The sequence below is a fragment of the Nonomuraea phyllanthi genome (assembly GCF_006334985.2).
In the GTDB taxonomy this organism is placed as follows: domain Bacteria; phylum Actinomycetota; class Actinomycetes; order Streptosporangiales; family Streptosporangiaceae; genus Nonomuraea; species Nonomuraea phyllanthi.
Window position 1 is genome coordinate 278,008 of the sequence record NZ_VDLX02000012.1, and the last position, 21,623, is coordinate 299,630.

The window sequence follows — 21,623 nt, forward strand, 5'->3', positions numbered from 1 at the left end:
ATACGGGGCCGGCCGTATCATGGCCTCCATGCCTAGGAGACCAAGGCCGGACACCCCCTCCGGCTCCGCGCCGGAGGGGCGGGAGCTGACCCGCCGGCGCGTGATCGAGGCCGCGGCCGACCTCCTGGCACGCGAGGGGCGCGACGCCGTCACCACCCGCGCGGTCGCCGCCGCGGCCGGGGTGCAGCCCCCCGCGATCTACCGCCACTTCGACGACATGGACGGGCTGCTGGAGGCGGTGGCCGAGCACGGCTACGCCGCGTTCGTCGAGGCCAAGCGCGCCGTCCCCACCCCGGACGACCCGGTCGAGAACCTGCGGGCGGGCTGGGACCTGGCCGTCGAGTTCGGGCTGGCCAACCCCGCGCTCTACGCGATCATGTATGGCGAGCCCCGGCGCGGCACCGACTCGGCCGCGTTCAGGGCCGGCATGGAGATCCTCCTCGGGCGCATCCGCGACCTCGCCGCCGCGGGCAGGCTGCGCGTCGACGAATCGCTCGCCGCCGCGATCATCCACGCCACGGCCCGCGGCGCCGTGCTCACCTGGCTGTCGCTCCCCGAGGACCGGCGCGACCCGGCCCTGCTGACCACCATGCGCGAGTCCATGATCACCGCTGTCACCACCGAGCAGCCGGTCGTGCAGGACCCGGGTCCGGCCGGCGCGGCCCGGGCGCTGCGCGCCGTGCTGCCCCAGCAGAGCGCGCTCAGCGGGGCGGAGCAGCAGCTCCTCGGCGAGTGGCTCGACCGCCTGGCCGCCCGCGGGTGAGCCCGGCTCAGGCGCCGGGCAGGTGCTTGCGCAGGACGGCGCTCAGCGGGGTGGGCTCGTGGCCCAGCAGGGTCGCCAGGGTGGGATCGACGGTGGCGAACTCCCCCGCGCGGGCGGCGACGAAGATGTCGAGCAGATGGCCCGCGTACCCGGCCGGCACGCCGTGCTCCTCCATCTGCCGCCTGAACCGGTCGTCGGGTGCGGTGGTCCTGCTGATGGGACGGCCGGTCACGTCGCCGGCGATGCGGGCGATGTCGTCGAAGTCGAGCGCCTCGGCCGCGGTGAGCGGGGGAGTGGGGCCGTCGAAGCGGCCCTCGTCGGCCAGCACGGCGGCGGCCGCCTCGGCGAGGTCGTCGTGGGAGGTCCAGCTGACCGGCCCGTCGGCGGGGAGTGCGAGCCGGCCGGATCCCGTGGCCTGGACGAGGAACCGCACCGCGCTGGCCGCGTAGAAGCCGTTGCGCAGCGAGGTGTACGGCACGCCGCACGCCCGCAGGGCCTCCTCGGTCGCGGCGTGGTCGCGGCAGGCCTGGAAGTGGGAGGTGGCACTGGCCCCCATGTGGCTGGTGTAGAGGACGCGGCGGGCGCCCGCCGCGACGGCCGCGTCGATCGCGGCACGGTGCCCGCGTACGGCCTCGTCGCCCATCTTGTCGATGGAGACGATCAGCACCTGGGTGGCGCCCTCGAAGGCGTGGGCGAGGCCACCGGCGTCGGCGAAGTCGCCGCGGCGCACCCGTACGCCCTGGTCGGCGAAGGCCTGGGCCTTCTCGGGGTCGCGGACGCTGAGCCCGATCCGGCCCGCCGGCACGCGGGTCAGCAGCCGCTCGACGATCTGGCGCCCGAGCAGTCCGGTGGCACCGGTCACGATGATCATGTGGCACTCCAGTGATACTTCCGATGGAAACACCGTCAGCGTATCACTGGTATTAGCGGTGGAATCAATAAATTGTTATCAGTGATAATGATCGGCGATCAGGCTGCTCAGCAGTCGGAGCGCGTCGGCCGTGGGGGAGCCGGGCTCGACGTTGTAGACCGCCAGCGTCTGGTCGGGGTCGCCCGGGGGCTGGAGGCTCTCGTACGAGAAGTGGAGCTCCCCGACCTCCGGGTGGTGGTAGCGCTTGGTGCCGTGGGTGCGGCGCATGACGCGGTGGTCGTTCCACCAGGTGCTGAACTCGGGACAGCGCAGGGTGAACTCGCCGACGAGGTCGGCGAGCCGCCGGTCGTTCGGGTGGCGGCCCGCCTCGAAACGGAGCATGGCGACGGTCTCGGCGGCGATCTGCTCCCAGTCGACGACCCGGTGCCGGGCCTCGGGGTCCAGGAGGTAATAGCGGGCGAGGTTGCGCTGCGGGACGGGCAGGGCGTCGAAATCGGTCAGCACCTCGCGGGCGAGGCGGTTGGCGGCCAGGATGTCGGTGCGCCGGCCGACGATGAAGGCGGGGACGTGCTCCAGGGTCTGGAGCATGAGGTGGAGGCCGGGCCGGACCCGCTGCGGAGCGGTGGGGGCGCTGCGCGCGGGCTTGGGCCGCGCCAGCAGGTCGATGAGGTGCTCGCGCTCGGCCGGATCGAGCTGGAGGCTTCGCGCGAGGGCCTCGACGACCTCCGGCGACGGCGTCCCGGCGCGGCCCTGTTCGAGCCGGGTGTAATACTCGGTGCTCATGCCGGCGAGCCGGGCGACCTCGTCACGGCGTAGCCCCGGCACTCGGCGGGCGCGGCCGTCCTCGGGCAGCCCCGCCCGGTCGGGGGTGATCCGGGCGCGGCGGGAGCGCAGGAAACCGGCGAGTTCGCTCTTCATGGTCACCAGTGTCATCCGGTCGCGGGTCACGGGCCTGCCTCGAAGGTGGCCCTGTCAGTACCTGCCTTTACCGTACCTGCCCGTTCAGGGCCTGCTCGGAGCCGTTGTGGTGGGCAGGAAGGTGGTGTGCTGGACACGGGGCCGGTGCGACCGGGTCCCCGCTCCACCCACCGTTTCCTGACGAAAGGGATCCATCATGTCCACGGAGAGCAAGCCGCCGACCTTCCGCGCCGCCCAGGTCACCGAGGCCGGCGGTCCGTTCAGCGTGGTCGAGCGCGAGCTGGTCGAGCCGGGGCCCGGTCACGTCCGCCTGACGGTCGAGGCGTGCGGGGTCTGCCGTTCCGACGAGGGGTTCGTCGACGCGACCTTCCCCGGGGTGTCGTTCCCGCTGGTCACCGGGCACGAGATCGCCGGGCGCATCGACGCGCTCGGTGACGGTGTCGAGGACTGGGCCGTGGGCGACCGGGTGGCCGTCGGCTGGTTCGGCGGCCACTGCGGAACCTGCCTGGCCTGCCGCGAGGGCGATTTCATCCACTGCGCCCGGCTCCAGGTCCCCGGCTGGGCCTACCCGGGCGGCTACGCCGAGGCCGTGGTCGTGCCCGCGTCCGCCCTGGCCCGCATCCCCGAGGGCCTCACCGCCGTCGAGGCCGCGCCCATGGGGTGCGCCGGCGTGACCACCTTCAACGCGTTGCGGCGCAGCCCCGCCGGCCCCGGCGACCTCGTCGCCGTGCTCGGCCTGGGCGGGCTCGGCCACCTGGGCGTGCAGTTCGCCGCCAAGCTCGGGTTCGAGACCGTGTCCGTCGCGCGGGGCGCCGCCAAGGAGGAGGCGGCCAAGAACTTCGGCGCCCACCACTACATCGACAGCACCGCCGGTGACGTGGCCGCACAGCTGCAGGCCCTGGGCGGCGCCAAGGTCGTGCTCGCCACCGCGGCCAGCTCCTCCGCCATGAGCGCTACCATCGACGGTCTGCGCCACAACGGCGAGCTCGTCGTGATCGGCGCCACGCCGGAGCCCATCCAGGTCAGCCCGTTGCAGCTCATCGGGGCCAGCAGGTCCGTGCACGGGCACCCGTCCGGCACCGCGCGCGACGTCGAGGAGACCCTGCACTTCGCCGCCCTGACCGGCGTACGGGCCATGATCGAGACCCGGCCCCTGGACGAGGTCGGTGCGGCCTACGACCGGATGATGTCCGGCGACGCCCGCTACCGCATGGTCCTCACCACCGGCAAGTGACCGCCGGCCGCCTGCCTGGGACCACCGGTACCAGGCTGGTACGCGGCCGGCAGGGCAGACTGGTGACTGTGGCGAGCGGTGAGTTCGGAAACGCGGTCCGCCGGTTCCGCGACCGGGTGAACCCGGAGTCGGCCGGGCTCCCGGCGGGCGGCCACAGGCGGGCGCCGGGGCTCCGCCGGGAGGAGCTGGCCCTGCTGGCGGGAATCTCCGTCGACTACGTCACGCGCCTCGAACAGGGCCGGGCGACCAGCCCCTCGGGGCAGGTCGTGGAGGCGCTGGCGCGGGCCCTGCGGCTGTCACCGCCGGAGCGCGTCCACCTCTTCCGGCTGGCCGGGCTGGTGCCGCCGGGGCCGGAGACGGTCCCCGCGTACCTGACCCCGAGCGTGCACCGGCTGCTGGACCGGATGACCGGGACTCCCGTCGCGGTCTACGACGCGGCATGGACGCTGCTGCTGGCCAACCCGGCGTACGCGGCTCTCATGGGGGACCCGTCGACGTGGCGGGGCAACGAGCGGAACGGGGTCTGGCGCACCTTCGCCGGCGCGGGCAACCGGGTGCGGCAGTCACCGGAGGAACGGCGCGCGCTGGAGGCGGCCCTCGTCTCCGACCTGCGGACGGCCGCCACCCGCTACCCGGCGGACCCGCGCCTGCGCCGCCTGATCGCCGAGCTCCGGACGGCAAGCACCCGGTTCGCCGAGCTGTGGGACTCCGGCACGGTCGGCCACCACGTGTCGGCCCGCAAGACGATCGACCATCCCCGCGTGGGCCCGCTGACCCTCGACTGCGACATCCTCACCGCCGCCGGCACCGACCTCCGCATCATGGTCTACACGGCCGAGCCCGGCACCGAGGAGGCCGAGCGCCTGGCTCTCGTCACGGTGCTCGGCACCCAGGAACTCATCTGACGGCCTCCGCCGAGACGGAAGATTGTGCCCGGAATCCGCGGGTAGGCCCGGCTTGCGGAGCACCGCTGACCCAGGCCGAGCCGATCGTCCCGCAGCGAGGAGATAGCGCATGCATCGTCACCACACCCCCTGCACGCCCCTTCCGGCGCGGCAGCTCTTCGAGATCACCGCCCTGGAGGCGGCGGACGGGCGGTGGTGCAATCCCTCGCCGGGCGTTAATCCCGGGCAAGCGCGGGCATGCGGCAGCCATGCCAGAACAACCGGACAGCACGCCACCCGCCCAGCAGCAGCCGTACCCGGGGCACACCGACCGCATGGAGCCCGAGCCGCGCGACGAGATGCGCCACTACACCGGCAGCGGCCTCCTGGAGGGCAAGCGCGCCCTGGTCACCGGTGGCGATTCCGGGATCGGTCGGGCAGTGGCCGTGGCCTTCGCCAAGGAGGGCGCCGACGTCGCCATCGCGTACCTGAGCGAGCACGAGGACGCCGGACACACGATGAAGCTGGTCGAGGCCACGGGCCGGCGATGCGTGCTGATCCCCGGCGACCTCGCCGACCGCGACCACTGCGCCTCCGTCGTCGAGCACACGGTCGCCGAGCTGGGCGGCCTGGACATCCTCGTCAACAACGTCGCCTACCAGCAGCCCGTCCAGTCGCTGGAGGAGCTGTCCGAGGAGCAGTGGCAGCACACCTTCGACGTCAACATCCACAGCTACTTCCGCATCACCAAGGCGGCGCTGCCGCACCTGGGCGACGGATCGGCGATCATCAACACCTCGTCCGTCAACGGGCTGCGCGGCAACAAGACGCTCATCGACTACGCCACCACCAAGGGCGCGATCAACGCCTTCACCTACTCGATGGCGCAGAGCCTCGTGGACCGGGGCATCAGGATCAACGCGGTGGCGCCGGGGCCCGTCTGGACCCCGCTCATCCCGGCGACCATGCCGGAGGAGAAGGTGGACCAGTTCGGCAAGCAGGCCCCGATGCAGCGGGCCGCCGACCCCGACGAGATCGCTCCGTCGTACGTGTTCTTCGCGGCCGGCCGGCTCTCGTCGTACTACACGGGGGAGGTCCTGGCCCCCATCGGCGGCGAGACCCTGCCCGGCTGAGCCCCCGTCGACCCGGTGCGGGGGTCAGCCGCGTGGCTCCCTGGGCTCGCGGGTGCGGCCCTCCGCGCGTCCGAGCAGCCGGTCGATGTCGCGCCGCTGGCGTTTGGTGGGACGGCCCGCGCCACGGGCGCGGACGGCCACCGTCACGGTCTCCTCCCGGGGAGGCGGCGGAGGGCTCTTGTCGACGTAGCACTCGGCCGCCACGGCGGCCCCGACGCGCTTGGTGATGATTCGGGAGGCGACCACGATGCGTTCGCGCCCCTCGTGCCGCAGCCGGATCTCGTCGCCCACCCGGACGGCGTGCGCGGGCTTGACGCGCACGCCGTTGACCCGGACGTGGCCGCCCCGGCAGGCGTCGGACGCGATCGAACGGGTCCTGGTCAGGCGCACCGACCAGATCCAGCTGTCCACCCGCGCACTGGTCTGCTCATCTGCCACCCCGACACTGTACTGAGCGTGGATCGCGCACGAGCGGGGCCGCCGTGGGGCCCATGATGTCGCGTGCCGCTAGATCAGGCCGAGCGCCAGCATGGCGTCGGCGACCCGGCGGAACCCGTCGATGTTGGCGCCGGCCACGTAGTTGCCCGGCATGCCGTACTCGTCCGCGGTCTGGAGGCAGCGGACGTGGATGTCCTGCATGATCTCCTGCAGCCGGCGCTCGGAGAACTCGAACGTCCACGAGTCGCGGCTGGCGTTCTGCTGCATCTCCAGCGCGCTGGTCGCCACGCCGCCCGCGTTGGCCGCCTTGCCGGGGCCGAACGCGACGCCCGCCTCCAGGAACACCTTGATGCCGTCGGGGGTGGTCGGCATGTTGGCGCCCTCGCCGACCGCGATGCAGCCGCTGTTCACCATGAAGGCGGCATCGCGGCCGGTGATCTCGTTCTGCGTGGCGGACGGCATGGCCACCTCGCAGGGCACCTCCCAGACGTTGCGGCCAGGCACGAAGGTGGCGTCCTGGCCGCGGCGCTCGGCGTAGGCGTCCAGCCTGCCGCGCTCGACCTGCTTGATCTGCTTGAGCAGCGCCAGGTCGATGCCCTTCTCGTCGAGCACGTAGCCGGATGAGTCGGAGCACGCCACGACGACGCCGCCGAGCTGCTCGATCTTCTCGATGGTGTAGATCGCCACGTTGCCCGAGCCGGAGACCACGACCCGCTTGCCGTCGAACGACGTGCCGCGCGCCTTCAGCATCTCCTCCACGAAGAAGCTGCAGCCGTAGCCGGTGGCCTCGGTGCGCACCTGGGCGCCGCCGTACACCAGCCCCTTGCCGGTGATCACGCCGGATTCGTAGCGGTTCGTGATGCGCTTGTACTGGCCGAACAGGTAGCCGACCTCCCGCCCGCCGACGCCGATGTCGCCGGCCGGCACGTCGGTGTACTCGCCGATGTGCCGGTAGAGCTCCGTCATGAAGCTCTGGCAGAAGCTCATGACCTCGCGGTCGGAGCGCCCCTTCGGGTCGAAGTCCGAGCCGCCCTTGCCGCCGCCGATCGGCAGGCCGGTCAGCCCGTTCTTGAAGATCTGCTCGAAGCCCAGGAACTTGACGATCCCCAGGTAGACCGACGGGTGGAAGCGCAGGCCGCCCTTGTACGGGCCCAGCGCGCTGTTGAACTCCACCCTGAAGCCGCGGTTGATCTGCACCTGCCCCTGGTCGTCCAGCCACGGCACCCGGAAGATGATCTGCCGCTCGGGCTCGCAGATGCGCTCTATGATCTTCGATTCGGCGTATTCGGGGTGCTTCGCGAGAACCGGGCCGATGCTGTCGAGCACCTCGCGCACCGCCTGGTGGAACTCGATCTCTCCGGGGTTGCGGCGGAGGACGTTGTCGTAGATCGACGACAGTTTCTCGTGCACCACGAACTCCAAGCTCATTGATTGGTTGGGGCGGACGTCCTCACTTTACGGTTTGCTCTGTTGTGAGTAGAACGTGCCCTTTCCTGGCGGCGCGACCGACGCGCGAGTGATGAGGCGGGAGCTCAAGGTGTGAACCTCGTGACGTGGCTCGCCCCCGTCGAGCACGTCGAGCAGGACCTCCGCGGCCTTCGCGCCGAGCTGCCGCACCGGCTGCTCGATCATCGTCAGCGGCGGCTCCATCACGGCGGCCCACGCGCTGTCGTCGAAGCCGATCAGCGAGATGTCGCGGGGACAGGACAGCCCGGCGGCCCGAACGGCCCGCAGGGCGCCGGTCACGGCGTCGGTCTCGGTGCAGAACAGAGCGGTGACCCGGTCGGGCAGCGCCAGCATGCGGGCCACCTCCTGGGTCGCCCACTCCTCGGTCTTGGGCCCGGTCATGACCAGCTCGGGGTCCAGCGGGATCCGGGCGTCGTCGAGCGCGTCGAGGTAGCCGCGCAGGCGCTCGCCGTCCGTCCACACGTTGCGCGCGGTCTCCAGCAGGGCGCGCCTGGTCACCGGCGTGGACACGGAGGACGGCCCCCACACGAACCCGATCCGCCGGTGCCCGGCCGAGATCATCACCTCGACCGCCTCGCGCGCCGCGCCGCGGTTGTCGATGACGACCGTGTCGAGGTCGAGCGGCGTGACCGCGCGGTCCACGAGCACGATCGGGATGCCCCGCCCCATCGCCGCCCTGATGTGCTTCACCTCGTCGCGGCCGACGGCCGCGGAGGCGATGATGACGCCGTCCACGCGCTTGTCGATGAGCACGTCGGTGGCCGCGACCTCCTCGTCGAGCCGCTCGTACGTGCTCAGCACGATCGTGTCGAACCCCCGGGCGCGGGAGGCGTCGGAGATGCCCCGCATGACCCCCGCGAAGAACGGGTTGCCGATGTCGGCGAGGATCACGCCGAGGGTGTGGCTGACGCCGGTGGACATGCTGCGGGCCAGGGCGTTGGTGCGGTAGCCGAGCTTCTCGGCCGCGGCCAGCACGCGTTCGCGCAGCTCGGGGCTGACGTAGCCGTATCCGCCGAGCGTGCGGGCGGCGGTGGCGCGGCCGACCCCCGCCTCGGCGGCCACCTCGGAGATCGTCGGCCGGCCTCCCTGGCTCCGGTCGGCTGGCATCGAACGGGTTCCTCGTTTCTGCGGGGACGCGGGCACGCCCATGCTAGCCGTGCACCGCGGGCCTGCCGTGGCCGAAGGCGCCCTCGACGAAGCACTGGTCGTACGCGGTCCTGGCCCCGGCCCGCAGCGCGCGCCCGATCAGGTCGCGGCCCGGCGCGGCCCCCTTGCTCCACCCGCCGCGCAGCAGCGAGACCGCGAACCCCGCCAGGAAGGCGTCGCCGCACCCCATCGTGTCGACGATCTTCTCCGGGTCCTCGACGAGCCTGGCCGGCACGGTGACGGTCTCGCGGCCGTCGAAGGCCATCGCGCCGTCCACGCCCCTGGTGGCGAGCGCGAGCCCGGCGCCGCGCCGTACGGCCTCGCCCAGCAGCTCCCGCGTGCCCGGCGCGTCCAGATGGGAGCAGGACAGCAGCACCAGGTCGGCGTGCGGGCAGACGCGGTCGAGGTAGGCGGGGTCGCGGTAGTCGTCCTCGCTGGACAGGTCGAAGCTGACCAGCGAGGCGAGCGGCGCGAGCCTGGGCAGCTCGTCCTCGCTGCCGGAGTAGACGCTGGAGTGCACCAGGTCGAACGACGAGACGTAGGCGAGCAGGCCGCCGTCCAGCGCGAGCGGCTCGCGTACGGTGACACCGCCGCCGTTCCAGCCCAGGAAGACCCGGTCGCCGTCGTCCACGCGCAGCCTGGAGACGCCGCTCTCGCCCGCGCGGACCACGCAGCGCTCGACGCCGACGCCCTGGGCGGCGATCGACGCGCGCAGGAAACCGCCGAGGTCGTCGTCGCCGAAGACCCCGAGGTAGGCGGATTCGGCGCCGAGCCGGCCGGCGAAGACGGCGACGTTGACGCTGTTGCCGCCCGGATAGTCGATGCCCCGATCGACGAACCGGTCGACGATGTTGTCGCCGAAGCCGAGGACCCTCATGTTTCTCCTGTGCCTGGTGGGCGGGCGGTTGCGGCCTAGTAGTCCATGACCCGGTAGTAGCGGCGCAGGTCGAGAGAGTGGTCGCGGACCCGCTCCAGGTGCTTGCTGACCCGGCCCAGCACGGTGTCGAGGACCAGCGGCGCGAGCAGCCCGCGGAACTCGGGGCTGACGCCGTCGAGCGCGTGGTCACGGGTGTCGAAGACGGTGACGTCCTTGGAGATGCGCCTGGCGAACGACTCGGCGCGGTCGGTGAGCGGGCGCGTCTCGTCCTCGCCCTGGAAGATGATCACGCTGGTGTCCTCGTCCAGCAGTTCCAGCGAGCCGTGGAAGAACTCGGCGCTGTGCACGCGCGTGGTGCGCAGCCACTGCATCTCCTCGAGGATGCACATCGAGTAGAGGTACGTGAATCCCCACAGGTTCCCGCCGCCGATGAGGAAGTGGTAGTCCGTGTCCTTGTGCGCGTCGGCGAAGGCGGCGGCCACCGGCTCCGCCTGCCTGGCCACCTCCAGCAGGACGCCGGGCAGCCCCGCGAGCTCGCCGGCGAGCCGCTCGTAGCCCTCGAACTCGCCGCGCCGCGCGAGCAGCCGCCCCACGAACAGCAGCATCTGCGGGTCGAACGGCCACGCCTTCGGCTCGGAGACGAGCGCGGCGTCCACGGCCTTGGCGATCGGCGAGTCGGGGTAGCCGGTGAAGCCGACGGTGAAGGCGCCCTTGCCCTTGACGTACTCGATCGCGCGCAGGCTGTCCTCGGTCGTGCCGGAGACCGAGGTGAAGACCGCCACCGCGCGCCCGCCGAGCCGCGCGTCGCCTGAGACGACCAGTTCGGCCGCGATGGCGGCGCGCACGTCGAGCGTCGAGGCGCGCCCGGCCCAGTGCTCGTAGGGCCACATCTGGGCGTACGTGCCGCCGGCGCCGACCAGCAGGAGGGTGTCGAACCCCTCTTCCACGAGCCGGTCGACGAGCTCTTCGATCTGGGGGCGCAGGGCGACCGTGCTGGCCAGCTGCGCGAGGAATTCCGGCTCGTTGAATCCGAGCATCTTCGCGTCCTTTCGGGGAATGCTTGCGCGCCGGCGCCGCTCAGCCTGGCGATGGGATGCTGATACCGGTATCACGCGGAGGTCACGCTGGCACAGAAGGCGCCCCTGCGTCAACACTCCCTCCCAGCATGCACAGTCCTTCGCTCAGGAGCGCCGGAAAGAAAATCTTGGTCGACGGTCTGGTACCGGTATCAGTTCATCTGTACAGTCAGCCAACACCCCCACCAGCGGATCCGAGGTGCGCTCCGAGCACCGGCAGGTCCCCTCTCCTCCGAGAGAAAGGAAGCCCATGCGCTCTCGCGCACTGACGTCGTTCGCGGCACTCCTCGGGACGCTCACCTTGGCAAGCTGTTCCGGCGGTGGCGGCGGACCGGCCGCCGACGCCCCCAAGGCCGACCTGACGGCCACCACGGAGTTCTCCGGCACGCTGAGCATCCTCACGAAGTTCGCGGGGGAGCCGCTGCAGCCGTACTTCGAGGACATCGCCGCCGCGTACCAGAAGCAGCACCCGGGCGTGCAGGTCGAGCTCATCCAGGAGACCGACCAGAGCATCAAGGACAAGACGAAGACGCTCACCGCCTCCAACGCGCTGCCCGACATCTTCTTCACCTGGAGCGGCAACTGGGCGGAGAACTTCGTGCGCGGCGGGCGCGCCGCCGACCTCAGCGCGGTGATCGGCCCCGACACCGAGTGGGGCAGGACGTTCAGCCCCGGCTCGCTGTCGGCCTTCTCGTACGACGGCAAGTACTACGGCATCCCGCTGTACGGCAACGGCAAGTTCATGGGCTACAACAAGGCCGCGTTCGCCAAGGCCGGGGTCAAGGTGCCCACGACGTTCGAGGAGATGCTGGGAAGCTGCGCCGCGCTGCGCGAGGCGGGCTACGAGCCCGTCGCCTTCGGCAACAAGGACGGCTGGCCCGCCCTGCACTACCTGCAGCAGCTCTTCGCCTACAACGTGCCGGCCGAGACGCTGCAGGCCGACTTCAGCCCGAGGACGGCCAAGCTCGACCACCCCGGCTACGTGGCCGCGCTGACCCAGTTCAAGAAGCTGGTCGACACCTGCACCGACACCGGCAAGGGCACCAACGGCGTGCTCTACAGCTCGGCGCAGCAGGCCCTGCACGACGGCAAGGCGGCGATGTACTACCAGGAGGTCCTGGAGTTCGACAACGCCACCGACGACGACGGCCTGAAGCCGGACGACTTCGGCATCTTCCCGCTGCCGGTCCCGCAGGGCGCCGCCGGTGACACCGAGACGATCGAGGGCGCGCCCGAGGGCTACCTGGTCAACGCCAGGTCACCGCGGGCCGCGCTCGCTGTGGACTTCATGAAGTTCGTCACCTCCATGGACAACGCCGAGACTTTGTCGGCGCCGCCGTACGGGCAGCCCAGCACGGTCGTCGGCGCCGTCACGGCCGAGACGTCGAGCAAGGCCGTCTACGAGGGCATGGAGCTGGTCAACAAGGCGCCGCGCCTGGCCGGCTGGCTCGACACCGTGACCGTGCCCGAGGTGGCCGACGCCTGGCTGGCCGGCGGCGAGGCGCTGATCAGCGGCGGCTCGACGCCCGAGCAGGTGCTGGCGAGCGTCCGCGAGGCGTCGGAGTCGGCCAAGTAGGCCGGGGAGCGACGTCAGTGCGTGCCATACGTCAGCGGGCGCTCGGCCTGGCGTGGGTGGCTCCCGCCCTCGCGCTGGTCGTGGTGTTCGTCTACCTGCCGCTCGTGCAGAACTTCGAGTTCAGCACGCTCGAGTGGGACATCTACAGCGGCAGCCAGGAGTACGTCGGGCTCGACAACTACCGCAAGCTGATCGACGACCCGGTCTTCTGGTCGTCGATGGGCAACAACGTCCTGTACGCGGTGGTCTCGATCGCCTTCCAGGTGTTCGGCGCGCTGCTGCTGGCCGCGCTGATCGAGGGCGTACGGAGCGAGCGGTGGCAGCGCGGCCTGCGGGCGATCTACTTCATCCCGTCGGCGATCTCGATGACCGTCGCCGGCCTGCTCTTCTACTTCATCTACGAGCCGAACCTGGGCCCGCTCAACCACCTGCTCAAGGCAGTCGGCCTGGACAGCCTGGCCCAGGCGTGGCTGGGCCAGGAGAGCACCGCCATGCCGGCGATCATCGCGATGAGCCAGTGGCAGGGCTTCGGCTACTCGACGCTGCTCTTCGCGGTCGCGATCCAGCGCATCCCCAAGGAGATCTACGGCGCCGCCGCCATCGACGGCACCGGCCCGGTCCGCCGCTTCGTCCACGTGACGGTGCCGCTGGTCCGCGAGATGACGGGGCTGATGATGATGGTCACCGTCTCGGGCGCGTTCCAGGTGTTCAACGAGGTCATGGTGATGACCAGCGGCGGCCCCGACAACTCGAGCCAGGTGCTGGGCACGTGGCTCTACCGCAACGGTTTCGTACGCAACGACTTCGGCTACGCGGCCGCCATCGCAACGGTGATCTTCGTGATCACGATGGGCATCGCCGTGGCGCAGCTGTGGGTCACCCGCAGGGGAAGGGTGGAATGGTGAGTCGCCCCGGCTTTCTCGGCGTGATCGCCCGCGTGTTCCTCTGGGCGTTCCTGCTCTGCCTCGCGGTGGTCGTGCTCTATCCCCTGCTGTGGATGGTGCTCAACGGGTTCAAGACCAACACCGAGCTGTTCGGCGACCCGTTCGCGATGCCGTCGAGCTGGAGCTTCGAGAGCTACCGGAAGGCGTGGAACCGGGGGGTGAGCGGCTACCTGACGACCAGCGTGCTCGTCACGCTGACCTCCACGCTCGCCACCGTGTTCGTCAGCGCCTGGGCGGCCTACGGGCTCACCCGCGTGAACATCCCGCTCAACAGGGTCGTCACCATGGGCATCCTGGGCGGGCTCATGCTGGCGCCCACCGTGGCGCTCGTGCCGCTGGTGAAGATGTTCCAGGCCATGGGGCTGTACAACAGCTTCTGGGCGCTGCTGATCCTCTACACCGCCTTCCGCGTCCCGTTCACGACGTTCCTCATCCGGGCGTACATGATCGACCTGCCCCGCGAGGTGGACGAGGCCGCCGAGATGGACGGGTGCGGCAGGTGGACCGCGTTCTGGCGGATCATCCTGCCCATGTGCAAGCCGATCATCACCTCGACCGTGCTGCTGCATATCCTGTTCGCCTGGAACGAGTACCTGTTCGCGATGGTGTTCACCAGCGGCGAGGGGGTGCAGACGCTGCCGGTCGGCCTGACGAGCCTGATGAGCAGGCACGGCACGGACTTCCCCGTCGTCTTCGCCGGGATGGTGATCGCGGCGCTGCCCGTGGTGCTGCTGTTCTTCCTCGGCCAGCGCTACATCGTCAGGGGTCTCGCGGACGGCGTGGGCAAATGAACGGAAGGACATCCCGATGGCGCTCTCCCTCCGGCAGGTCACCGGCTCGAACTTCTCCTACCAGCACCAGCCGTTCGAGCGTTTCCTCGACGACGCCGCCGACCTCGGGCGCGAGCACCTGGAGCTGTGGGGCATCGCGCCGCAGCTCCACATCCCCCACCTGAGCGACGCCGGGGCGCGGGCCGTCCGCCGGGCCGTGGAGTCGCGCGGGCTCACCGTCCGCTGCCTCACCCCCGAGCAGGTGGCCTACCCCGTCAACCTGGCCTCGCCGGACACCCGGCTGCGGGCGGAGAGCGTGGCGATGTTCCGCCGCGCCGCCGAACTGGCCGCCGAACTCGGCGCCGCGTTCCTGCTCCTCACCCCCGGGCGCGGCTTCGAGAGCGAGCCGGTGGCCGGTGCCTGGCGCCGGTCGGCCGACGCGATCGGCGAGATCTGCGCGTACGCCGGGACGCTCGGCGTGTCCTGCGTGCTCGAATCGCTGCAGCGGGTGGAGTCGAACCTGGTCAACGACGCGCGCACGCTTGCCCGGATGATCGACGAGGTGGGCGCGCCGAACCTGGGCGCCGTGCTCGACACGGTGGCCATGGCGGCGGCCGGCGAGAGCGTGGACGACTACTTCGACGCGCTCGGCGACAGGGTCCGGCACGTGCACCTCATCGACGGCTCGCCCACCGGGCACCTGGCGTGGGGCGACGGGGAGCTGCCGCTGGGGGAGTACCTGGCGGCGCTGGACCGCAGGGGGTACCGGGGCGCGATGACGTTCGAGCTGTTCGGCGCCGGGGACTACGCCTTCGCCCCGCGCCCGGTGGTGGAGCGCTGCCTGGCCGCCGTGCGCGCGGCCCTGCCCGCCTGACCGGTTCTCATGGATTTCTCAGGCGGGCTTTGTAGCGCTTTGGGCTCATTTTTATAAATATGGGGACATGGAGCGCGTGCCGCAGGAGGCCGATGCGGCCGAGGCTCGGGGAGCTGTGGCCGGAAGGACTCGGCGGTTCGTCGCCGGAGGCGGCGTGCTCGTCGTCGTGGCGCTGCTGGCGTACTGGCTGGGAAGCAGCGGCGGGAGCGGCGAGGAGGCCGCCCCCCGGCCGAGCGCGACACCGACTCCCAGCGCGACGCTCACGGCGGCCGAGGTCTTCGAGCGGGTCGGGCCGTCGGTGGCGGTCATCCAGGCCGGAAGGTCGCTCGGCACCGGCGTGATCGCGGCCGAGGACGGGACGATCCTGACGGCCCACCACGTCATCGAGGACGCCAAGGACGTCACCGTGACGTTCGCGGACGGCACCAGGACGAAGGCCGTGGTCGCGGCGTCGAATCCCAAGCGCGACGTCGCGGCCCTCAGGCCCGCGAAACTGCCGGAGATCGTCGTCCCGGCGACGATCGGCGGCGGCGTGGCCGTGGGGGCGCCCGTCGTGGCCATCGGCAACCCGCTCGGCCTGACGTACAGCGTCTCCACCGGCGTCGTGTCCGGCCTGAACCGGTCCGCCGACGAGGGCGATCGCGACCTGAGCGGGCTCATCCAGTTCGACGCCTCCGTCAACCCGGGCAGCTCCGGCGGTCCCCTCCTGGACGCCCGCGGCCTGGTCATCGGGATCGTCGTCTCGATCGCCGACCCGGGAGGCGACGAGGCGTTCGCCGGCATCGCTTTCGCGGTGCCGATCGGCGAGGCACTGGGCGGCGGCGACGGCGACGGCCCGCCGGGCGAAGGGCTCCGGATATGACGAGAGGGAACACCACATGACCTCGACCACGTCCCCCGAGCCGGCTCATCCGCTCGAACAGGTGCTGTTCGAGGTCAAACGCACGATCGTCGGGCAGGACGTCCTGCTGGAGCGCATGGCCGTCGCGCTGATCGCCGACGGGCACCTCCTGGTGGAGGGCGTGCCGGGCCTGGCCAAGACGCTCGCGGTGCGGTCGCTGGCCGCCGCGATCGCCGGGAGCTTCCAGCGCGTCCAGTTCACCCCCGACCTGGTGCCCGCCGACCTCGTGGGCACGCGGGTCTACCACCAGCACTCCGGGGAGTTCCGTACGGAGCTCGGCCCGGTGTTCGCGAACCTGCTCCTCGCCGACGAGATCAACCGCGCCCCCGCCAAGGTGCAGAGCGCGCTGCTGGAGGTGATGCAGGAGCACCAGGTGACGATCGGCCGCGAGACGTTCCGGGTGCCCGAGCCGTTCCTCGTCATGGCGACGGAGAACCCGATCGAGTCGGAGGGCACCTACCCGCTGCCCGAGGCGCAGGTCGACCGGTTCATGATGAAGGTGGTCGTCGACTACCCGACGCAGACCGAGGAACAGGCGATCGTCGAGCGGGCGCTGCGCCCGCCCGAGCCGCCGCAGCCCATGGTGACGTCCGAGGACCTGATGGCGATGCGGGGCCGCGCCCGGCAGGTGTACGTCGATCCGGCGGTCATCGACTACGCGGTACGGCTGGTCTCCGTGACGCGCTCCCCGGGGACGGCCGGGCTCGGCGAGCTGGAGCGGTACGTCACCTACGGGGCGAGCCCGCGGGCGTCCATCGCGCTCGTCACGGGCGCGCGGGCGCTGGCCTTCCTGCGCGGCCGCGACTACGTCCTGCCGCACGACCTGTCGGAGCTCGCGCTCGACGTGCTGCGCCACCGCCTGGTGCTGTCGTACGAGGCCCTCGCGGACGACGTCGACGCCGACACGATCATCACCAGGGTGCTGGGAGCGGTCCGGGCACCCGACGTCGTCCTCCAGAACCGCTGAGCCGCCATGGCCACCGCCCCTGACAGGCTCCTGCTCCGCCTGGAGTGGAAGGTCGTCCGCAGGCTGGACGGCCGGCTCCAGGGCGCCCACCGCACCGCGTACCGGGGCTCCGGGATCGACTTCACCGGGCTGCGCGCGTACGGGGACGGCGACGACGCCCGGCACATCGACTGGAACGTGACCGCGCGGCTGGACGAGCCGCACGTGCGCGTGTTCACCGAGGACCGCGAGCTGACGGTGTGGCTCGTGCTCGACCGGTCGGCGTCCATGGCGGCGGGCCGGCCGGGGCGCGGCAAGCACGACGTGCTCGCCGAGCTCGCGCTCGTCCTCGCCCGGCTGTTCGGGCGGGGCGGCAACCGCGTCGGCGCCCTGCTGTTCGACACCGGGATGCTGCGCGTCGTGCCGCCCGGCACGTCCCGGCGGCACGCGCTGCGGATCGGCGCCGAGCTGGAACGCACCTCCGGGTCGCGCGGCGGCGCCACCACCGACCTGGCGGAGATGCTGGACGCCGCCGGACGGCTCGCAAGCCGCCGCGCGCTCGTCGTCGTGCTGTCGGACTTCATCGGCGAGGGCGACTGGGAGCGCTCGCTCCAGCGCCTGGCCCGGCGGCACGAGGTGGTCGCCCTGCGGATCGTGGACACGGCCGACGACGTGCTGCCCGAGGCCGGGCTGATCGTGGTCGAGGACGCCGAGACCGGCGAGCAGCTCGTCGTCGACTCCGCCGATCCGCTGCTCCGGGTACGGTTCCGCGAGGCCGTCGACGACCGCGACGCCCGGCTCGCGGCGGGCATGCGCCGGGCCGGGGTGCCCGTCCACCGCATCGACACCGGCCGCGACCTGGCCGAGGCGCTCGTCGAGGTCGTCGCCCGGACCCGGGACCGGTCGCCATGACCGGGCCTGTCGGAAGCCTCATCGGGTCCGTCGGGAGTCTGCCCGTGTCCGCCGGGCGTCTCGCCGTGTCCGTCGGGAGCCTCACCGTGTCGTCCCCGCTGCTGCTGGCCGTCGGGGTGCTCGTCACGGCGGCGCTCGCCTGGGCGGCCGTCGTCTCGGCGCGCCGCCGGGCCGCCGCCCTCGCCGCGGCCGGGGTCGCCGTGCCGGGCGGGCGCCGGGCGTACCTCGGGGTCGGCCTGACGATCGCCGGCGTCGGAGTGCTCGCCGTCGCGACCGCGGGGCCGGCGGCCATGGTGCCGGTCCCGCGCACGTCGGGCACCGTCGTCCTCGCCATGGACGTCTCCAACAGCATGGGCGCCGACGACGTCGCCCCCAACCGGCTGGCCGCCGCGCAGCGGGCCGCCCGCGCGTTCGTGGAGGCGCAGCCCGACAGCGTCGACATCGGGGTCGTCGCGTTCGAGCGGGGCGCGCTCACCACCGCGAAGCCCGACGCCGACCACTCCCAGGCGCTCAAGGCGATCGACCGCCTGAGGGTCACCGGCGGCACCTCGCTCGCGACGGCCATCACCGGCTCGCTGACGGCGATCACCGGCAGGCAGGTGGCCGTCGCTCGCGACGGCACCGCGCCCGACATCGGCTACTGGCCGTCGGCCACGATCGTGATCTTCTCCGACGGCCAGAACCAGGGCAGGAACCTCGAACAGGCCGCAGAAGTGGCCCAGAAGGCGGGCGTCCACATCCACACCGTCGGCGTCGGCACCACAGCCGGGGCGACGGTCACGGTCGACGGCTACCACCTGCAGACCTCGCTGGAGGAGGACACCCTCACCTTGATCGCGCAGACCACCGGAGGCGGCTACCACCCCGCCGCCGACGCCGCGCGGCTCGACGGGATCGCCGACACGATCGACCTGCGGCTCACCGTCTCCGACGAGCCGCTGCCCCTCGCCGGTGCCCTGATCGGGCTCGCCCTCGCGCTGCTGGCCGGGGGAGCGGCGTTCACCGTGCTCCGGTCCGGACGGGTGATCTGAATGATGTTGTCATGGCCGTGGGCATTGCTGTCCGTCCTGATCATCCCGCTGATCCTCGCCGTCCGCTGGTGGGCGCTGCGCCGCCGCCGGCGCTCCGCCGTACGCGTCACCTCGATCGCGCTCGTCCGCACTGCCCTGCCGGGCCGTACGCGCTGGATCCGGAAGATCCCCCCGGCCCTGTTCGTCGCCGGGCTCGTGCTGCTGGCGGTCGGGGCCGCGCGGCCGCAGGCGTCGGTGCCCGTGCCGCAGACGTCGGCGACGATCCTGCTCGCGCTCGACACCTCCGGCTCCATGTGCTCCACCGACGTCGACCCCAACCGCATCACCGCCGCGAGGAAGGCCGCCGCCGACTTCATCGAGTCGATGCGCGGCGGGCCGCGCATCGGCCTGGTCACCTTCGCCGGATCCGCGGGCCTGCTCGTCCCGCCCACCGACGACACCGACTCCCTGATCGAGGCCCTCGACAACCTCACCGTGGCCCACGGCACCGCGATCGGCCAGGCCATGCTCACCTCGATCGACGCCATCGCGCAGGTCGACCCCTCGGTCGCCCCCACCGGCGCCGACCCTCCCGCCGGCGGGCAGGGCTACGCCGGCGCCGCGATCGTCGTGCTCACCGACGGCGCCAACACCCAGGGCGTCGACCCGCAGACCGCCGCCCAGGAGGCGGCCCTGCGCCGCGTCCGCGTCTTCACCATCGGCTTCGGCACCACCGAGCCGGTCCCCATGGTCTGCGACAACTCCGAATTCGACGGCCGCGGCTGGGGCAGCTGGGGCGGCTTCCGCGGGCGCGGCGGCTTCGACGGCGGCCGCAACATCCGCATGATCGACGAGCCCGCCCTCAAGCAGATCGCCCAGACCACCGGCGGCTCCTACCGCCGCGCCGAGAACGCCGACCAGCTGCAGAGCGCCCTCGACACCCTTCCCGGCACCTTCACCGTCGTCCGGGAGCAGGTCGACACGGCCGCAGTCTTCGCCGCCGGCGGCGCCGTCCTCGTCACCGCGGCCCTGTCCCTGTCCCTCTGGTGGAACCGCCCCCGCACTCCTGCCCGCTGACGCCCAGCCTCGGGTTCCGCTCCCGGCGGCCTCGGCCCTCCGCCGCCCGGCGGCCGAGCCGTCCGTCGATGCCGCGACGCCGACGCGCTTCGGTGATGATCCGGGAGGCGACCACGACGCGTTCGCGCCCCGTGCCGCAGCCGGATCTCGTCGCGCACCCGGACGGCAGGGCCCGAGCGCACCGGCATCGCCGGTGAGGTCACCGGCGCACCGTCCCGCCGCGCCCGGCGACGGGCGACCGGCGCCCGGAGACCGGCCCGAGCGCCGCGGCCTGATCGAGCGCCACGTCCAGGGCCGGCCGCGCCCTGGGACGGGATCGTCAGGCGAGTGTTGCGGTGACCAGGTCGGCGGCCTTGCGGACGTCGGCGTCCAGCGGGCGGTCGGGATCGACCGGAGGGATCGCCTCCGACAGGGCGTCGAGCAGTGTCCCGCAGCCGGGCGCCGTGGGGCGGCGGGCGCCGACGTGCGCCGCCTGCCGCAGGCCCACCGCCAGCGAGCCGCAGAGCAGGCGGAGCAGGGCGGCCATGTCGTGGGCGCGCAGGGCGGCCTGGGTACCGAAAGGCACCACGTCCTGGTTGTGCAGGTTGGTCGGCAGGCTCTGCATGCCGGCGGGTACGGCGGCGCGGCGGATCTCGGAGACGAACGCGGTCGTGGCGAGTTGCACGCCCTGCATGCCGTGCTGGCGGCCGGGCCCGGCGGCCAGCATCGGTGGCAGGCCGCCGTTGCGTGCCGGGTCCACGAGCAGGTCGAGCTGCCGTTCCGCGAGGTTGCCGAGCTGCGCGGTGACCATCGCGAGAACGTCGGAGGCGAACGCGGCCGGCTGCCCGAAGAAGTTGCCGCCGTGCACGACCAGGTCGTCGCCCGGGAAGAACAGCGGGTTGTCGCTCACGCTGGACAGGTCGGCGTCGACGACGCCGTCGACGTACCGGAGCGCGTCCTCGGCGGCGCCCAGCAACTGCGGCGAGCAGCGGATGCTGTACGGCTCCTGCAGCGCGCGCGTGCCCGACGGCCTCATCCCCGAGAGCGTCTTGCGCATGCCGTCGGCGACGTCGGCCGCGCCGCGATGGCCGTAGGCGGTGAGGAGCCGGGGATCGAGGAAGCCCGGGTCGCACCCGAGCAGGTCGGCCAGCAGGCAGGTGAGGGCCTGGATCGCGCGGTGGGAGGCCCGTACGCTGTCCAGCGCCAGCGCGGTCGCGGCGGTGGTCAGGGATGTGCCGTTGACCAGCGCGAGCGCGTCCCGCCCGTCGAGCGCCAGCGGGCTCAGCCCGGCCTGGCGCAGCGCGTCGGCTGCGGGCATCCGGCGGCCTTCGACGTACGCGTGGCCCCGGCCGCGCAGCGCCTGGGTGGCGTAGGCCAGCGGGATCAGGTCACCGCTGGCGCCGACCGAGCCGTAGCGCGGGACCGCGGGCACGAACGTCGTCGCGAACATCGCGGCGAGCCCGTCGATGACGTGCGCCGAGACGCCGGACAGCCCCTGCGCCAGCGACCACACGCGTACGAGCAGCGCGGCCCTGGTCACGTCATGGGGCAGGTCCGGACCCTGCCCGGCGCCGAGGTGGGCCAGGGTGTTGTCGCACTGGTCGGCCTCCTCCTCCCGGCCGGCGAATCCGACGAGCGCCCCGAAGCCGGTGGTCGCGCCGTACACGGGACGTTCCTTCTCGTCCAGCACGTCGCGGAGGAAACCACGGCCGCGTTCGACGCGGTCGCGCACGCTCGCGTCCACCCGTACGGACACGGGCGTGGCGGCGCTGTGGAGGTCGGCGGGACACAGGGGGGCAGCGAGATCGATGTCGGGCACGCCTGGAC

21 protein-coding genes are annotated in these 21,623 nt (G+C 72.2%); 13 read left to right on the plus strand and 8 right to left on the minus strand.

The annotated features are described in order from the left end of the window. Window positions 1-28 precede the first annotated feature (28 nt). Window positions 29-763 carry a TetR/AcrR family transcriptional regulator gene (locus FH608_RS30675; RefSeq protein ID WP_139634116.1) on the plus strand — a complete coding sequence of 245 codons (735 nt, stop codon included), beginning with the start codon at window positions 29-31 and terminating at the stop codon, window positions 761-763. Between the two features lie 7 nt (window positions 764-770). Here FH608_RS30675 and FH608_RS30680 read toward each other — a convergent pair whose 3' ends face one another. Next, complete coding sequence (locus tag FH608_RS30680; protein ID WP_139634117.1) at window positions 771-1,634, minus strand: NmrA family NAD(P)-binding protein; 864 nt, start codon at window positions 1,632-1,634, stop codon at window positions 771-773. Window positions 1,635-1,712: 78 nt separating this feature from the next. Then, on the minus strand, window positions 1,713-2,552 hold the full coding sequence (locus tag FH608_RS30685; protein WP_139634118.1) for a helix-turn-helix transcriptional regulator: 840 nt from the start codon (window positions 2,550-2,552) through the stop codon (window positions 1,713-1,715). A gap of 196 nt (window positions 2,553-2,748) precedes the next feature. Between FH608_RS30685 and FH608_RS30690 the strand changes: the two genes are divergently transcribed. From FH608_RS30690 to FH608_RS30700, 3 genes are all read left to right on the plus strand, one after another. After that, window positions 2,749-3,786 (plus strand): alcohol dehydrogenase catalytic domain-containing protein, encoded by a 1,038-nt coding sequence (locus FH608_RS30690; protein ID WP_139634119.1) that lies wholly within the window; start codon window positions 2,749-2,751, stop codon window positions 3,784-3,786. A gap of 68 nt (window positions 3,787-3,854) precedes the next feature. Next, window positions 3,855-4,691 (plus strand): helix-turn-helix transcriptional regulator, encoded by an 837-nt coding sequence (locus tag FH608_RS30695; protein ID WP_139634120.1) that lies wholly within the window; start codon window positions 3,855-3,857, stop codon window positions 4,689-4,691. Between the two features lie 248 nt (window positions 4,692-4,939). After that, window positions 4,940-5,803 carry an SDR family oxidoreductase gene (locus tag FH608_RS30700; RefSeq protein ID WP_139634121.1) on the plus strand — a complete coding sequence of 288 codons (864 nt, stop codon included), beginning with the start codon at window positions 4,940-4,942 and terminating at the stop codon, window positions 5,801-5,803. A gap of 24 nt (window positions 5,804-5,827) precedes the next feature. Here the strand turns inward: FH608_RS30700 and FH608_RS30705 are convergent, their stop codons facing one another. From FH608_RS30705 to FH608_RS30725, 5 genes are all read right to left on the minus strand, one after another. Further along, on the minus strand, window positions 5,828-6,241 hold the full coding sequence (locus FH608_RS30705) for an RNA-binding S4 domain-containing protein (protein WP_139634122.1): 414 nt from the start codon (window positions 6,239-6,241) through the stop codon (window positions 5,828-5,830). A 69-nt stretch (window positions 6,242-6,310) separates the two neighbouring features. After that, the gene (gene gdhA, locus FH608_RS30710; RefSeq protein ID WP_193318711.1) at window positions 6,311-7,669 is read right to left on the minus strand and encodes an NADP-specific glutamate dehydrogenase; all 1,359 of its coding nucleotides are present in this window, start codon (window positions 7,667-7,669) and stop codon (window positions 6,311-6,313) included. Window positions 7,670-7,696: 27 nt separating this feature from the next. After that, window positions 7,697-8,815 (minus strand): LacI family DNA-binding transcriptional regulator, encoded by a 1,119-nt coding sequence (locus FH608_RS30715; protein ID WP_139634123.1) that lies wholly within the window; start codon window positions 8,813-8,815, stop codon window positions 7,697-7,699. Window positions 8,816-8,858: 43 nt separating this feature from the next. Beyond that, the gene (locus FH608_RS30720; RefSeq protein ID WP_139634124.1) at window positions 8,859-9,731 is read right to left on the minus strand and encodes a PfkB family carbohydrate kinase; all 873 of its coding nucleotides are present in this window, start codon (window positions 9,729-9,731) and stop codon (window positions 8,859-8,861) included. Window positions 9,732-9,766: 35 nt separating this feature from the next. Further along, the gene (locus FH608_RS30725; RefSeq protein ID WP_139634125.1) at window positions 9,767-10,768 is read right to left on the minus strand and encodes an SIS domain-containing protein; all 1,002 of its coding nucleotides are present in this window, start codon (window positions 10,766-10,768) and stop codon (window positions 9,767-9,769) included. Between the two features lie 289 nt (window positions 10,769-11,057). On the opposite strand from FH608_RS30725, the gene FH608_RS30730 reads away from it, so the two are divergent. The 9 genes from FH608_RS30730 to FH608_RS30770 all read left to right on the plus strand — a co-directional run bounded on the left by FH608_RS30730 (window position 11,058) and on the right by FH608_RS30770 (window position 19,817). Further along, window positions 11,058-12,383 carry an ABC transporter substrate-binding protein gene (locus tag FH608_RS30730; protein WP_139634126.1) on the plus strand — a complete coding sequence of 442 codons (1,326 nt, stop codon included), beginning with the start codon at window positions 11,058-11,060 and terminating at the stop codon, window positions 12,381-12,383. 17 nt (window positions 12,384-12,400) lie between these two features. Then, a complete protein-coding gene (locus FH608_RS30735; RefSeq protein ID WP_139634127.1) occupies window positions 12,401-13,288 on the plus strand; it encodes a carbohydrate ABC transporter permease in 888 nt (295 codons plus the stop codon). After that, on the plus strand, window positions 13,282-14,118 hold the full coding sequence (locus FH608_RS30740; RefSeq protein ID WP_139634128.1) for a carbohydrate ABC transporter permease: 837 nt from the start codon (window positions 13,282-13,284) through the stop codon (window positions 14,116-14,118). Before FH608_RS30735 ends, FH608_RS30740 begins: the two co-directional genes overlap by 7 nt. 16 nt (window positions 14,119-14,134) lie before the next feature. Continuing rightward, window positions 14,135-14,971 carry a TIM barrel protein gene (locus FH608_RS30745; RefSeq protein WP_139634129.1) on the plus strand — a complete coding sequence of 279 codons (837 nt, stop codon included), beginning with the start codon at window positions 14,135-14,137 and terminating at the stop codon, window positions 14,969-14,971. A gap of 115 nt (window positions 14,972-15,086) precedes the next feature. Continuing rightward, the gene (locus FH608_RS30750) at window positions 15,087-15,833 is read left to right on the plus strand and encodes a S1C family serine protease (RefSeq protein ID WP_226900044.1); all 747 of its coding nucleotides are present in this window, start codon (window positions 15,087-15,089) and stop codon (window positions 15,831-15,833) included. A 16-nt stretch (window positions 15,834-15,849) separates the two neighbouring features. Continuing rightward, on the plus strand, window positions 15,850-16,839 hold the full coding sequence (locus FH608_RS30755) for an AAA family ATPase (RefSeq protein WP_139634131.1): 990 nt from the start codon (window positions 15,850-15,852) through the stop codon (window positions 16,837-16,839). Window positions 16,840-16,845: 6 nt separating this feature from the next. Beyond that, window positions 16,846-17,730 carry a DUF58 domain-containing protein gene (locus FH608_RS30760; RefSeq protein WP_139634132.1) on the plus strand — a complete coding sequence of 295 codons (885 nt, stop codon included), beginning with the start codon at window positions 16,846-16,848 and terminating at the stop codon, window positions 17,728-17,730. A 44-nt stretch (window positions 17,731-17,774) separates the two neighbouring features. Further along, window positions 17,775-18,761: a VWA domain-containing protein gene (locus tag FH608_RS30765; protein WP_226900045.1), complete on the plus strand. Its 987-nt coding sequence runs from the start codon at window positions 17,775-17,777 to the stop codon at window positions 18,759-18,761. Next, the gene (locus FH608_RS30770) at window positions 18,762-19,817 is read left to right on the plus strand and encodes a VWA domain-containing protein (protein ID WP_139634134.1); all 1,056 of its coding nucleotides are present in this window, start codon (window positions 18,762-18,764) and stop codon (window positions 19,815-19,817) included. 319 nt (window positions 19,818-20,136) lie between these two features. Here the strand turns inward: FH608_RS30770 and FH608_RS30775 are convergent, their stop codons facing one another. Further along, window positions 20,137-21,615 (minus strand): aromatic amino acid ammonia-lyase, encoded by a 1,479-nt coding sequence (locus FH608_RS30775; protein ID WP_139634135.1) that lies wholly within the window; start codon window positions 21,613-21,615, stop codon window positions 20,137-20,139. Window positions 21,616-21,623: the final 8 nt, after the last annotated feature.